The 14,162-nt window shown below is 47.3% G+C and carries 9 protein-coding genes and 1 riboswitch; all 9 genes read right to left on the reverse strand.

Going from position 1 to position 14,162, the window contains the following annotated elements; all coding sequences use genetic code 11:
• Positions 1-92: 92 nt before the first annotated feature.
• The 9 genes from ACTRXD_RS02180 to ACTRXD_RS02220 all read right to left on the reverse strand — a co-directional run bounded on the left by ACTRXD_RS02180 (position 93) and on the right by ACTRXD_RS02220 (position 13,293).
• Positions 93-1,472: a glycosyltransferase gene (locus ACTRXD_RS02180; RefSeq protein ID WP_442430226.1), complete on the reverse strand. Its 1,380-nt coding sequence runs from the start codon at positions 1,470-1,472 to the stop codon at positions 93-95.
• Between the two features lie 199 nt (positions 1,473-1,671).
• A complete protein-coding gene (locus ACTRXD_RS02185) occupies positions 1,672-2,607 on the reverse strand; it encodes a phytanoyl-CoA dioxygenase family protein (RefSeq protein ID WP_442430227.1) in 936 nt (311 codons plus the stop codon).
• 90 nt (positions 2,608-2,697) lie between these two features.
• On the reverse strand, positions 2,698-3,552 hold the full coding sequence (locus ACTRXD_RS02190; protein ID WP_442430228.1) for a class I SAM-dependent methyltransferase: 855 nt from the start codon (positions 3,550-3,552) through the stop codon (positions 2,698-2,700).
• Positions 3,553-3,554: 2 nt separating this feature from the next.
• On the reverse strand, positions 3,555-6,740 hold the full coding sequence (locus ACTRXD_RS02195; RefSeq protein ID WP_442430229.1) for a glycoside hydrolase family 99-like domain-containing protein: 3,186 nt from the start codon (positions 6,738-6,740) through the stop codon (positions 3,555-3,557).
• A gap of 266 nt (positions 6,741-7,006) precedes the next feature.
• Complete coding sequence (locus tag ACTRXD_RS02200; protein ID WP_442430230.1) at positions 7,007-8,359, reverse strand: ABC transporter ATP-binding protein; 1,353 nt, start codon at positions 8,357-8,359, stop codon at positions 7,007-7,009.
• The gene (locus ACTRXD_RS02205) at positions 8,349-9,164 is read right to left on the reverse strand and encodes an ABC transporter permease (RefSeq protein ID WP_442430231.1); all 816 of its coding nucleotides are present in this window, start codon (positions 9,162-9,164) and stop codon (positions 8,349-8,351) included. Before ACTRXD_RS02205 ends, ACTRXD_RS02200 begins: the two co-directional genes overlap by 11 nt.
• 555 nt (positions 9,165-9,719) lie before the next feature.
• Complete coding sequence (locus tag ACTRXD_RS02210) at positions 9,720-10,514, reverse strand: hypothetical protein (protein ID WP_442430232.1); 795 nt, start codon at positions 10,512-10,514, stop codon at positions 9,720-9,722.
• 333 nt (positions 10,515-10,847) lie between these two features.
• On the reverse strand, positions 10,848-12,236 hold the full coding sequence (locus ACTRXD_RS02215; protein WP_442430233.1) for an outer membrane beta-barrel protein: 1,389 nt from the start codon (positions 12,234-12,236) through the stop codon (positions 10,848-10,850).
• A 655-nt stretch (positions 12,237-12,891) separates the two neighbouring features.
• The gene (locus tag ACTRXD_RS02220; protein WP_442430234.1) at positions 12,892-13,293 is read right to left on the reverse strand and encodes a fibronectin type III domain-containing protein; all 402 of its coding nucleotides are present in this window, start codon (positions 13,291-13,293) and stop codon (positions 12,892-12,894) included.
• Positions 13,294-13,369: 76 nt separating this feature from the next.
• Positions 13,370-13,459: riboswitch (cyclic di-GMP riboswitch) on the reverse strand.
• Between the last annotated feature and the right edge of the window lie 703 nt (positions 13,460-14,162).

Consider the following 14,162-nt stretch of genomic DNA (forward strand, 5'->3'; position numbering starts at 1 on the left):
GTCACACATCATTCACAGTCATTTCAAAGCAACAATGAGGAACCGTGCCTATCACGATCCATTCCCCCTATGAAAAAGAAGGGTCTCCTCCTTCACAATTCGTCAAGCAGGTTTAAAGCCAGAAGTCGACCTCGATATTTTGAACCCACCGCCTGCGAGCTATGATGAGTTTTAATAAAGTCCGCCGCATGTTGACCAATTGTTTGCGCATAATTCGGCTCATTGACGACTCGTTTCATAAACCACACAGCATGCTCAATATCAGGGTCAGCCCATTTCTGCCCCTTTGCGAACGGATACTCATGTTCCCCGACCGGAATAAGCCGATAATCGACGAGACACGAATTGTGGGCGTTGGTAAAATCAAGATTTCCCGAATATCCGGTCGCAATCACGGGTTTCCCGAGATACATGGCTTCCGCCAGCCCCCGACCAAAACCTTCTGACCGATGCAGCGACAAAAAGCAATCGCACAGCTTCACCAGAGACTTGGTTTCCCGGTCAGTCAACACCTTATCCATCAAGATGATTCGAGGATCCTCACAATCAATTGATTGTATAAACGCCTGGTATTCCTGAGGACGCAAGTCCATCCCATTCATTTTAATCACAATACCCACTCGTGCATCATCTCCATCCGGGAATGCCTGCAAAAATGCACGAATCGCTCCTTCTGGATTTTTTCGTTGGACATACGAGGTGAAATCAAAAAAGAATAAAAACAAAAACCGATCATCGGGCAATCCGAACGATTTCCTGGTCATCCCGTTTGGCTCCGGAAACTCAACGGCCAGCGGCATTCTGATGACGGGTGAAGAGGTCGCATCGGCAATCGCCTGTTCAATGAACCGTGACGGAGCCCAAACTTCATCCACCAATTGAAGCGACGGACGCCACGCATTAGGGAACCGACTCAGCTCCCAGGCCCAATATCCAATATTGTACCGATCGGTAAAAACATCCTTGCCAAGGTGTATTTGCGCATTCATCATTTCATCGGCATTAATGTGAAAGACATTGGCCCGGTAGAAACCATTTTGGGCAACCTTATCTCGGAAGGGAAAATCCTGGTGGATCTCCGCCAGGTGCAATCCATATTCTCCATAGATATTACGAATACGAAATGGGATCTCTGCCGCGGAAAACGCTGAAGCCGACAAGCGAATATGCTCACCCATCCCAAGCACTCCAAATGGATGGCCAAGTAACAGGGCCCCAGGAGAAAGGACAGCCATCCGGGATTCAGATTTTTTTTCAGAATTGTTGGCTGTGTCTAATCGCACTGTTCCATCGGATTCGTGACTGGACGAGAACGTCTTTCGATTAGCAAGCAATTGCCTTACTTTTTTCTTCAGCCCAGATAATCCCTCAAAGGCCAGGACCTGCCAGAGACGCCGAAACACCATGGATACCCCTCCATGATGGCGGACAGCCTGTTTTGCCACATCCACAAAATCCACGAAAGTCCCCATTGATTCGCCTGACTATCCGACGACCCTATTCGGATGCTTCATTCCACTACTTGCATCCAGAGAAATCTTGCCATGAACAAGAGAATTGATGGAAAAGAATTCTGTCCCAATATTCGTTCCATTCACGAACATGAAGGAGCCATGAAATTGTCCTACGGTGCACGACATATCCTCGACAGCACTTTGTTCCGACCAACGGCTATTGAAATGCCGTTTCACCTGCGAGAGCATAACTCCGGCCCTGATAGGATCCAAAGGCATAACGTGGTGGAGGAAACCCGGGGTCCTCATACTGAAAAAAGACATCATGCTGATAGACCTGCAACGTCTCCGGTGCGCAATGAAACACCACACTTCGTCGCGTCTTCTGTGGATTGATTGCGGGTGCACCCCCGTGAGGCAGTTGAGGATGCCAAATGGCAACGTCGCCCTTTTGCAACACAGCCTGCTTTGTATTTCCAATGCCCCCTGATCGGGCAATCACTTCACCATAATAGGCTTCGAGAGCATGGCGCACAACCCATTCATCCGGCTGCTCAGGGTTTTCAGTACGGATACGCCTATAGATCGCATGCTGATCACAAGGAAATCGATGGCCTCCAGGCACATACATCAAGGGGCCGGCATCGGGCTCTATGTCTTCCAGCGCACACCAGGCGCCAACAAAATAGTTGACAGGAAAGGTATGGAAAAATGGTGCATCCCGATGAATAGGCTGCTCGGTCCCATATTCAAATGTTAATGACGTATAAATACCGGCTTTATACCCGAATAGATAATCCAATACCCTCATAATTTCATTATGACATCCGATTTTCATGGCATTCTCGGATGACATATGGAAATTTACCAGCCGGTTATGGCGACCCTTGACATCGATATACTGATCGGCATACTTCTTATTTCTTTTAAGGTATCGTTGATAATCATCGACGACCGCATCGCAAAGACCCGGTTCAATTGCCCCCTTTAAAATCGTAAACCCCTCGTTGATCATTTCCCGGGCCATCCCGGGATAGTGCGAAGGATATCGTGTACCTCTTGACACGGCTTCCTGCTCGGCATCAGGCCGATCCAGCCACAACACTCCCATTTCCCCCCTCGCGCTTTCCGGTTGTTCAGATGGATTAACCATATGCAGGACTCTCCTGAAGGAATGATGAAATCTTTGCCACCCAGGAATACTCATCAAACACGAATCACAATCCGGCAGATTGAAATGCCTCTATTTCACCGCACGAATAATAAGGGGGAGCATATTGCCATATTCATACTCCGGATGGTTATTCGAGACCAACCCAGAAAACACATCGTAATTGACACCAACACGGACATCGCGAAAACCGCACCGGATCAAATCATCCAACAATCCCCATCCATAGTGATAAAACGTCAATGCCCCCTTGGCGTTAATCGGATCACCATGGTACTCAGGCTCCATTAACAGCTCTAGAGACCCATCAGCCAGAATCCTGGCCTTTTGAAGTTCCCGATCAAGCCTAAAGAAAAAGGGGCAGGTAAAAATGAGGCTTCCACCATTTCTCAGCACGCGATAAAGTTCTTCCAAGGCTTTCCTATAATCAAAGACATGCTCAAGCACGTCATTATGAACAATGACATCAAGCGAACCCGATGAAAACGACAATCCCGTAATAGACTCATGCCGGACAGAGATTCCACATACGGTATGAAGAGTTCCACCCTGAACCCCCTCTGCAATATATTCGGACCCGATGATCTCGGGGAAGGTTTCCTGAAGACGTTTATATAAGATCGAGGTTCGCTCCAATATAGCCATCTGCACATCCGAATGATCTTCAGTCTCCAAGGCAATGGCCGAATAGATCAGTCGGTTGCGATTAGACAACCCGCACTCACAGACCAATCCCTCCCGGAGATTCGGGAGAGGCCCGAAATAGACCCCACTGTTGACCTTGAAATTCCTCACTCTCCGACAGGCCACACAATATCCAGGAACCTCCTGTTGCAAAGATAGATGGCGCTCGGCTTCGAGTTGGTACGATTTAATCTGAGTCACATATTGAAGAAAATCGTGTTTTCCATTGAACCACGTAAACATAGTCATTCTTTTAGAGGATCTCGAACCATCCTTAATCCTAGACCGTTTTTAGTGGCTTCCAGATATTGATGGCCGAACTGCCGATCAGGCTCTAAGTGGTTCCCTTCGGCCCATTCATTCCACGCGTTAATAAAGACTAGCCGTTCATCCCCAAAGTGAAGTCGCCGTGTTTGTTCCACGACCTGTCGTAACCAGTATTCGTATCGTTCGGGAGTTGCACCCACAAAAACATGAGAGACATCTTGCCGACGGGCAGTATTGTCCCACGACGGCATCACACCTTTAAAGAGTTTGTAGGAGGGCCAATTTCTCCGTATAAAGTTTTCGGCTGTCTGGGCATAGTCAAACAACACGCCCTGATACTCAGAATTGATCAAGGGTTGTGAGAGCTCAGCTTGTACCGGATACCGATGAGGCGGAAATTCAATAGCCGCATCAAACCCATAGAGACTTGGATCGTCTCCCATCGGCATACGTTCAAAGCTCTGGACATAGGCTAAGTAAATTTCTCCAACCCCTGCATTCACACAGAATTCCCGCCACAAATCTGCAGTCCGTCTGGGATCTGGAAGTTGGCCGATCCGATACACGATCAACAAGGGTTTTCCATGAATCCTGATATACCGTGGATCCAGCAATGCAGGGGCAATCTCCGCAATAAAGCCCGCATGATCCGCCTCGGTATGACTCTGTGCGATAAGGATATCCTCTTCACACCCGTCCCATCGTCTCGTCCAGTTCTCATTGGCCCAACAGAGGCAGAACGGAAAGTCCGGGGCACCGGATTGCAGTACTTCGTCAAGGGGACGGTTCAGAAGTTTCTTTCCGGCAAACCAATAATAGTAATAGCAGAAGGCCGAAATGCCATACTGGCGAGCCAACCGCGCCTGCTCCTCACGCACCTCAGGCATACGTAAATCATAAAACCCTAAATCCGCGGGCAGATGGGGTTGATAATGACCTTTGAAATTCGGTCGCGCTTTCGTCACATTCGTCCATTCTGTAAAACCCTTTCCCCACCACCGATCATTTTCAGGAATAGGGTGATATTGAGGAAGAAAAAAAGCAATCGCTCGAACCTCATTCAGCTTCTTCAGCTCATCGCTCCATCGTTGAACAAACGTATTGACATTCCGAGCCACCAGAGGCATTTTTTCGTGACTGGAATCATTGGTACTGACGCTGAGATGGTGCACGACGACGGAACGTGGTTGATAGAAGACCCGTTTTCCCCTTTTTCTGACCCTGAAGGCTAAGTCAGAATCTTCACAGTAACAGGGTGCATATAGCTCATCGAAGCCCCCCAGGACTTGGAATAACTCGGCCTCAATGAGCAGACAGGCACCCGAGCAATAATCAACCTCCCGCACCACATTATATTCTGGCCTGCTTGGATCTCCATTTAATCCCACCAATTCCGCTGAACCATCTGGCTTAATGATGGCTCCAGCCTCCTGGAGCACACCATTGGGATACAGCAATTTTGAACCCACAAGGCCAACCTCTGATTGTTCTTGAAACGTGTTCACCAATTCATCAAGCCATCCTTCAAGCACCTGCGTGTCATTATTCAGAAACAGCAGATATTGGCCGCGAGCCAATGTTGCACCCCTATTGCAAGAACGGAGAAATCCAATATTTGTCTCATTCCTACAATAACGAATATTCTGAACCTCCGGGAGAATGTTGGGGGTCTCATCATGAGACCCATCGTCAACGATAATCACCTCAAAACTGCACTGAGGCACATGCCTCAAAATCGAAGCCAAACAACAAACGGTGTATTCCAGGTGATTGTAAACAGGGATCACGATGGACACCAAGGGCTGCTCCACATCGGTGAAGTTGAATGACTGAATGAGCGTGGTCATCCCACCCGGCTCAAGCTGAATAAGAGAAACCGGCTGACGAGGAGGATTCTGGGCAGAGAAATGCGGATTTCCAGATTCATGAAGGACAGGCAATTGCATGTCCTTCCACCGCCGATAACTTTCCGTCTGTTGAAAGAAAGAGCCGAACCGTCCAAAGACAAACGACACCAATTGATGTTTTCGGTGAGGGGAAACGGGCAATAGGGATTTTGCACTCGTTAGGACTCGATCAAGCGACTCACCAGTGGATTGCCGACTTTGAGTCCCAGGATGATCTGAGCCCTTCAACCAATGCACCAAACTTGCGCAAACCCTTCCACGCCACGAACCCTCTGGACAAAGGCGTTCCCGTAGGTTCCTTACCTTACTGATGTTTCGCCAAAGCAAGGATGAATGCATGCGACGTAATTCTTCCTCCTTCGTCAGCAGTCGGGTATACAGACTGCCAAAACGCTGATCGCGTTCCTCAATGACACGGGCATGTTCAGCCATGGTATTCATCAACTGGCTTTGAAGATGCCCAAGCTGTTGATCGCGTTCTTCAATACCAGCCTGCAAGGCCATGTGCTGATGCCAATATTCAGGAACCTCAGGAACAAATATCCCAGAAGGAAGGAGGGGTAACTCTCCGTTCCCGACGATAGCCACGAAATAGACAGGCTCAGGAATACTCAGAAACTTATGGGCTCGCCCTTGGGATAATCGAAAGTTTGCTGAAGGCGTGGAGGCGTTATGGAGTGGACCAATACATGATCCATACCGGACTCGTTGGCCATAAAACTGCGCATGCCCGAAATAATTTAACAACAGTTCCTGAAACTCTTCGAAATAGAGTTCCTTCACATGAAAGGAATTGACGAACTGTGGTTTATCGGAATATTCAGCCTTATCAGGGCTGGAGATGAGGACCAGACCGTCTGGGCGTAAGACTCGAACAAATTCCCGCATCATTTCATGATGCTCATCATGGTGTTCGATCGTTTCAAAACTCACAATAAGATCTATACTGGCATCAGGGAGGGGAATGTGACCACAGGCTCCGTGCTTAAACTGGACGTTCGAACGCTGATAGCGTTCATTTGCATAGCGTATAACCTCATCCGAGGCATCCACGCCCACGACACTCCTGGCAACTTCAGCTAATAGCGCGGTACCATATCCCTCTCCGCATGCGATATCGAGCACATCCTTTCCTAACGCCAGTTCGCGGGCGAGGTAATAGCGATGCAAATGCTCTAGCTCAATATCTCCAATGACTCCCGGAACATAACGTTCGCCTGTCCACGGAAGCTTTGCCTGTTCTATCATGTCAGCCATGATGCCCTGCTTTCTTTCAGTCGAGGACAAAGGGCTTGAATCGGATTCAATAACATCCATTTCCCTGCCGGCACCCCCTAACAATGGTGTCCTCCCTTTTGAGACTTGCTCCTCAATCTTTTTCATGATTTGGCTCTATGTAAAACTGATTACCACCAAGCCGGGGTTACAATGACGTCCTCACCCCCAAACCCACCGAAATGTGCTTTCGGATGGTCACCAATATAAAACACCTCTAAATCTGTTCCCATATCACTGCGCTCTTCTCACGATGAGGCCAAGGGCATCACCGAGGAATCAAATTCAATCGCCAACATGGGAATCCCAATAAGTCCACGTTGGACGTGGCTTGAGTGGACTCGAAAAAACAGGGCATCATCAATCCAATGATGAAGAGCATGATTCTCTGGTGTCCCTTCGGCTATCGCCGCGATCACCGAATAATCACCGGTAGGGAGATACGGTAATTGAAAACGAAACATCGCGTGAAATCGTTGCCCCTTTTCAAGGGAGCGGTCGACGTCACGATACATCAGATACGTATTGTCGCCAAACAAATACTGACCTAAGCGATCCTTGACATAAAACCCCAGGATGGGCCGTGCTAAGGGTTGTTCCGATACACACCTGATGATCAGCGTGACTTCCTCTCCACCATCTAACGTTGTCAGGAGTGAACCATGTTGGTCGGAAATCGCCACTTCGCAAATACTCGCTCCACGCTCACCAAACCACGGAGCATTCGGATCAAAATCGAAAATCTCCAACTCATTTCGACGTGAAGAGTTCTTTAACATCTCACTTCGTGGATCTTTCACCTGCATGGCTCGATCTGTTGGGGCTTTACGACTTCCGCCAATACGAAAGGTGTTAGCATTTTCTTTTTCGTGATACAGCGCAGCGAGAAAATTATGACAGATCTCTTTTGCAGGACCAATTTCCCGGACGACTCCATTGTCAAGCCAAACAACCCGGTTACACAGATTAGTCACCGAAGCCGTATCATGAGAGACAAACAGAAGCGTACCTTTTTCCCTGAATTGATGAAGAAAGCGCATACATTTTTGAGTGAACGCGGCATCACCCACGGCAAGGATTTCATCAATAATCAGAATATCGGCATCCACATGTGCGACCAGGGAAAATGCCAACCTCGCATACATTCCACTCGAGAAAATTTTGACGGGATGATTAATGAAATCTCCAATGGCCGCAAATTCCGTTATGGATTCGTACCGGGCATCTATCTGTTCACTCGTCAGACCAAGAATGGAAGCAGCCAAATACACATTTTCCTTTCCCGTAAATTCAGGATTAAAACTTGAACCCAATTCCAGCAACGCCGCAACGCGGCCTTTGACCGTCAACTCCCCACAGGTCGGCGATAGCGTGCCACACACCAATTGCAAAAACGTCGACTTCCCGGATCCATTTCGACCAATAATCCCGACCGTTTCTCCTCGATACACGCTCAGATCCACACCTTGGAGACCCCAAAACTCTTCATAGAACTGTCGGTGCCCTCTCCATAGCATCTGTTTTAATCGATCCTCAGGCTTTCGAAAGATCTGATAGGCCTTCCCAAGTCCTTGGACGCGTATAGCCAGATCAGACGACATCAGCAAATCCTTTTCGGGTTTTTTGGAACCATGCAAAGCCCAACCAACCGACCATCCAAAAAACAACCGTATACAGGAGCCAGTCTACCCATTCCGGCATTTGTCCCCAAAATATGACCGATTTCGATGCATTCAGGACAGGTGTCAACGGATTAAGCTGAATCAATCCTCGATAGCTTTCAGGAATTGCCGATAGGGGGTAAAATATAGGACTGAGAAACATCATCATTGTGGTCATCACGCCTACCATTGGCTGGACATCACGCAGAAACACCCCCATGGAAGCCAGAAACCAACCTAATCCTACAATCAATAGGACAAACGGAAAAAGTACTACCGGCAACAGGAACACCGTTAGGGGTGGAAGACCATGGACTATGAGGTAAAAAATCAACAAAATCAACAGACTGACGGAAGCATTGAAAAGTGCCACCAACATCGATACCCAAGGCATTATCTCCAGAGGAAACACCACCTTTTTGATATACGACACATTTTCGAGCATAAGACCAGGAGCACGAGTGACACATTCGGAAAACAGATTAAAAATAATCAACCCGGAAAATAATAACAGAGCAAAGGCGCCGTTTTCCTCCATAGGCATTTCCCATCGAATCCGAAACACGACCGAAAAAACAAACGTATATACCCCTAGCATTAGCATCGGGACGACAAAAGCCCAGATTAAACCAAGCAACGACCCCCGATAACGAGCATCAATCTCTCGCTTGGCAAGGCGAGCAATCAAGGTTCTGTGCTGCCAGGCACAGATCAATGGTGAAAAAGGGTTGTACATATTATTCATGCATAATTATCTTTGGCTCTGCACATGGAAAAAATTGCCCGAGCGTAAATTCAAAGGCTAATTATCCCTCAGGCAACCCATTTTTTTTCAACACTACGCTACCAAATATCCCAACATGAAATTCTCACATTCATAAGATAGACCTCGACTCGAACCATCCAGTTAGTTTCTCAATGCCAGTAAATAAACCGATGAAATCACAGGGGTGGGCGACCAGGAAGTGGAAAAAATTCTAAAAATAAATTTTGGGGTATGCGTCAGAAAGAAATGACCTACTCAAGCTTCGGGAAGATTCCAGTTACATGACTGAGGGGGGAAAATGGCCAAATAGGGCAAGGAGAACTTATATCAAAATCAATACCATGCCATCAACCATCCAGCCGGAGGCCATTAAGCCTTCCAAGGCTTTTCAAGATGTCGTTGCCAGCCTTTTGGCAAAAAAGAGATGCACCTCCAACCTCTGAAGCCTAATTCCATCCTCGTCCGTGCTCAGACCAACACGCAACCAGCCATAGTATATAAAAACAAACACCTAATTGGAGCTCAACTTTCTGGTCACGGTTGCATACTCCGAAGCATCTCCTCCTGCAGGTAGCCGGGCACCGGCTCAATCTCCATCGGTGGATAGGCTGTGGCTGGAATGATTGGCATGTCCGGTGAGTTGGCCGGCGGCGTCACCTGCATCCCACTAGCACTACTTGGGGGCACCATGGGCATCGTGGTTCCAGCGGGCACCGGCTGAATATCCATGGGAACACCCACCACCGGAGCTCTTAAGCCTGGGCTTTCTCCTGGAGATGAGAAAGATGAGGAGGCTGGAGCAAAATTGTCACCTGGCTCTCCTTCCTGAGACAGGAATGAACGGGTATCCATCTCTTCTTGCCCAGGATCCATTTGCCGGTCTGAACTCAAACCCGATTCACCCAACCCATCAGATGACCCAATATCTGTTGGGTTCCTCGTCTCAGAAACCGCTTCCCTTGGTGGAGCTTTTGGGGTTACGTAGAGATATTGCAAGCGTCCCGCCGAATTGACCGTAAACGCATAATCCCACTGCGCCAGAATTTTGGCCAAGGCCGGGAGTATTTTGTCTTGCTGTAGATCGACCGAAATGACTCTATTCAGTTCTTCGACAGGGGCCTCATATTTTATACCCAACTGTTTCTGTAATTGCTCCAGCACCGTTCGTAAGGTCACCTGTGAGAGATGACCTGTTAACCGATCACCTTCAACCTGGATTGGGACTTCCGGGGACAATGCCATCCCCTGTCCTATGAGTACTCCAAACATTAAGAAGACCATTAGCAACAATCCTCTAATCCATCTCGGAACTCCTTGTTTGGATTTCATAGTGAGTCTCCTTATCTAGCAGTGCACACGGAAAAGCATGGACTCATCCCATCCACGAACATTTCGCATCTCGTCCCTTAGTCATTGGTGCTTTCTTGCCACAACAAAAAAGATATCACTATCGGGAACATACGAAAAAATTAAGGGATTTCTGGATCTATCAATTGGTAGAAATCCTTGCCAAGGACTTCACCCCATGTTGTTCAAAGGGGACAGGAGGACTACCGCCACGAGGCGATCTCAATAACTCACAAAAATATTAGTACCAAAAGTGGCGAAGGTCAAGAAACTGTTTCGAGAGAATTGGATGAATCAAAGGTGCATTCCGTTCTACTAGATTATTCCTTGGATCGAAAGCATGAACGTATTGCTGTTGAAATCAAAATTGGCGATATTTGAAGTTCTCTTTTCGAAAATATAATCAAAGCGAAAGCCCAGCCATTTAACCGTACGGTATTCTGGTCCTATCCTTAAGCGAAATCGATCATCCGTTCTATTCGTATTAAAATTATCGTTGGCGTAATAAAAATTCCCTCTAAGGGCCAGACGCTCAGTAAAGGACTGTTTTCCATAAAAGTCGACGCCTATTCGTTTATACGTGGAAGTACCCTGAACCGCTGACTGATTAATTTGCGAAAAGGGACGGAGACGAAAACTTAACCGGGAAGTAGGGTTCCAATCCAAGTTTCCTCGCATATAAAAGAATGTCCGTTGCTCCGATCCTAAGCTTAATCCCCTTGCAAGGAGGGCCTGGCCACGGGCTGAGTCTTCATCGATGGGCGCGTGGTCAAAATTTAAAACCTGGTACCCGATGTTGAATTCCCCTGAGAGCTGGCGGGTAGGTGCCAGGCTGAAGCCCGTATACGCTCCGTAACCGAAACTATTCTGTTGCTTATTCGTATTATAATCATTATTGACTATTCGAACGCCAAGGAGGGCGCGGGTTGAGTGGGTTACGGCGACAGATACGCTCAGATTGGCACCAATACGGTTCCGGTCACGCGGGGCGGCTTGTCCATTGTTGGTGTAATTTACATCATCAAAATTCGTGCGAAGACGGATACCAGCCTTTTGCCCGGAGAATTCAACTTGGCCTATAAAGTGATTCACATTCCATTTGGTAATATCCCTTTGTTGGGTATCCACTTCCGACCCTCTCGGGTCAAACCCTTCTAAATGCCCTCCCTGCAAGTCTATTGCTAGACCACCAGGATAATTCAAGCTGACGTGGCCCAGAGCATCTTGGGCCAGGGCATTATTTTCAGTAAATTTTGCATAAAGAAACTGGGCAGCGCGGTAGTCAAGAAGGACTGAATGCTTACCTCCGCCAAACGGCATGAACGCCTGAATTCCAGGGGCTATGGCCGTAAGAAAGTCACTTTTTGTATTTGTATCTCGTCTAAACACATTGTCGGTATATACTTCCGATACGCCTAAAAACGGGCGGAGTTGGACCGGACCGGCTTTGATACCATCCCCTAAACCATTTCCCGTCATATATTCACGAAAAAGCCCCCCCCGATTCAGAACAGGCCGGTGAGACCCGGTAAAATAAAATAGTCCCATATCAGAAAAAGACTGAGCCCGTCCCCCGACCGGGGAAAATACCTCACAGGCAACCAGAACAGTCAGAATAAGAGCCAACCGCCATTTCCGCTCACGCAATGTGACAAATGGGGAAAGACGCACAGCTCTTGTTTTTCGCCATACGGAATTAATCATTACAATTACCTTATTATTTTCAATTCGATGGAAGTGCGGGGGGGTGGAGTCAGAAGAACACTCTATAGTTTTGGGCATGACGAACTCTTAGATATGGTGCCCTCATCAACCTGTTAAGTCAATTGCAAGGTGAGTTCCCTGACAAGGGGTGGACCTTACCATAGGAACCCGCACAAGAAACAGTCATTCTAACTTAAATAAGAAGGATTTTTTTCGTAGCCCGTTTTTCCAGATGGGGATGAATACCAAAATTACAGGATAAAGTCGATCAAAGGTGGGGGAAACAAATAAAACTCTACCGGGAAGACTTCAGTTTTAGATACAGGGAAAATGCAGGACTTCATGTAAATTTCTTGAGAACAGTTTCAAAAATCTCGACGGAGTGAGACTTGAGAAAATCGCAAAATATTAATGAGATTTCAGGGCATCGACCCTGTCCTCATATTCATTATTTAACGAACGCCGGAGAAGAATTTTTTATAAACAGGACATTCACAGAACATCCTCGTTCTGCAAATCTCCGTAGAGGTAGGGAGACTTCATTATCACGGAGCTCGCTTCACAAATCCCGGGTGAAAACGGCTTACGACATTTCCGTTGATGCATCCCATCCAAATACAATCTATCTGTGATCATTTTTCCCAGAAAACGAATTTCAATAAACCTTTACATCCTTAGGAGGAGCAGGACGCGCATTAACGATAGGCAAGGTAACACTCACCTGATTCGAAAACGGGCTTTCAATTTTACGAGCCCGGTCGTAAGCTTTTACCGCAAAATAATAGGTTTGACCGGGATTCAGGCTTGTCACTGTATAAATGGCCTGAGCTCCGACATCTTGAGTCTCCGTATAACTACCGCTTGAAGTCCCGTAGGCGACAATGAATCCACCATATTCTGCGGAAGGAGGATTCCAGGCTAGGGTGACTTCTCCCGCCAGTACATTGGAGGAAAAAAGGCAGAGAAAAAGAACAACGGTCCATAATGAACCAAATGCAAATCGAAAGGAATGGGTACGGGGAAAGGTTATTCGAGAGAAACCTTGATTGTGTGACATACGAGATCTCCTTTATGCATGTGAGTCATGCCGAGCGAAGCCACTCCGCTCATAATCAAGGAGATTCTGTGGCTTGCCTGGCAACCTGGCAACCTTATCTTAAAATCCGAGACGTAGGCCCATAGCTTTGCGTCCCACCCTTTCAGATGGTTTGCTTTTTTCAGGATACAACCGTTTTTAATTCTGGATGCTTCATCGGAATCTTTGCCAGATCCTTGAATTCTGGGGAAGAAAACTTCCAATTTCTCAAGAATTCATGAAGCCTGCCAAACCTTAATCACAATAAAACAAGAATAATTGTAGAAAAATGGATTCCATGATCTATAAATCAATCTTATGATTAAACAGACGCAATGTATTAACGAACCTCCAATCTTATGAACCACAGGAAACCCTGGCAATTTCCCAAATCCCGCTTGTCAGAAAAATCGGCCTCACATGAGTCGGGCTCTAAGGAATCAGTAAAGTAACCCAATTTCTCTGCGACGGAGGCCAACACGTGCGTGACGATTACAAATATCAACAGGTCTGTGTATGTCCCACCCCGTGATTTGATCAAAATCAAGTTTGCGTGCGAGATAAACGCTCACAAAGAAAATGCAGGGGATCACTGCGCATCATTGTGATCAGTAGTGACATCAAGTATTCAATCGGAGGGGGTCGCAATCTACCGCATCGATGAGCTTCAAACCCCCTATATTTCTCTTTTCTACTTTTATGTTGAGGGTCACTACTGTCCGGTTAACTGAGTCGCCTTTCGGCCTAAGCGCATGAATGAATTACATGTTTTGGCAAATTTGGATGGTGTCGACTTGAACGGCGACCCGCCTTCAGGTGATTGTCCCCCGGGTAACCCCCGGAGGATTCAC

This window comes from Nitrospira sp. T9 (assembly GCF_052156535.1).
Lineage (GTDB): Bacteria > Nitrospirota > Nitrospiria > Nitrospirales > UBA8639 > Nitrospira_E.

Excerpts from the sequence above, each read along its gene's own strand:
- ACTRXD_RS02210 (WP_442430232.1), bottom strand. The coding sequence starts at position 10,514 with ATGAAATCCAAACAAGGAGTTCCGAGATGGATTAGAGGATTGTTGCTA.
- ACTRXD_RS02195 (WP_442430229.1), bottom strand. The coding sequence starts at position 6,740 with ATGGCTGACATGATAGAACAGGCAAAGCTTCCGTGGACAGGCGAACGT.
- ACTRXD_RS02220 (WP_442430234.1), bottom strand. The coding sequence starts at position 13,293 with ATGTCACACAATCAAGGTTTCTCTCGAATAACCTTTCCCCGTACCCAT.
- ACTRXD_RS02200 (WP_442430230.1), bottom strand. The coding sequence starts at position 8,359 with ATGTCGTCTGATCTGGCTATACGCGTCCAAGGACTTGGGAAGGCCTAT.
- ACTRXD_RS02185 (WP_442430227.1), bottom strand. The coding sequence starts at position 2,607 with ATGGTTAATCCATCTGAACAACCGGAAAGCGCGAGGGGGGAAATGGGA.
- ACTRXD_RS02190 (WP_442430228.1), bottom strand. The coding sequence starts at position 3,552 with ATGTTTACGTGGTTCAATGGAAAACACGATTTTCTTCAATATGTGACT.
- ACTRXD_RS02180 (WP_442430226.1), bottom strand. The coding sequence starts at position 1,472 with ATGGGGACTTTCGTGGATTTTGTGGATGTGGCAAAACAGGCTGTCCGC.
- ACTRXD_RS02205 (WP_442430231.1), bottom strand. The coding sequence starts at position 9,164 with ATGAATAATATGTACAACCCTTTTTCACCATTGATCTGTGCCTGGCAG.
- ACTRXD_RS02215 (WP_442430233.1), bottom strand. The coding sequence starts at position 12,236 with ATGATTAATTCCGTATGGCGAAAAACAAGAGCTGTGCGTCTTTCCCCA.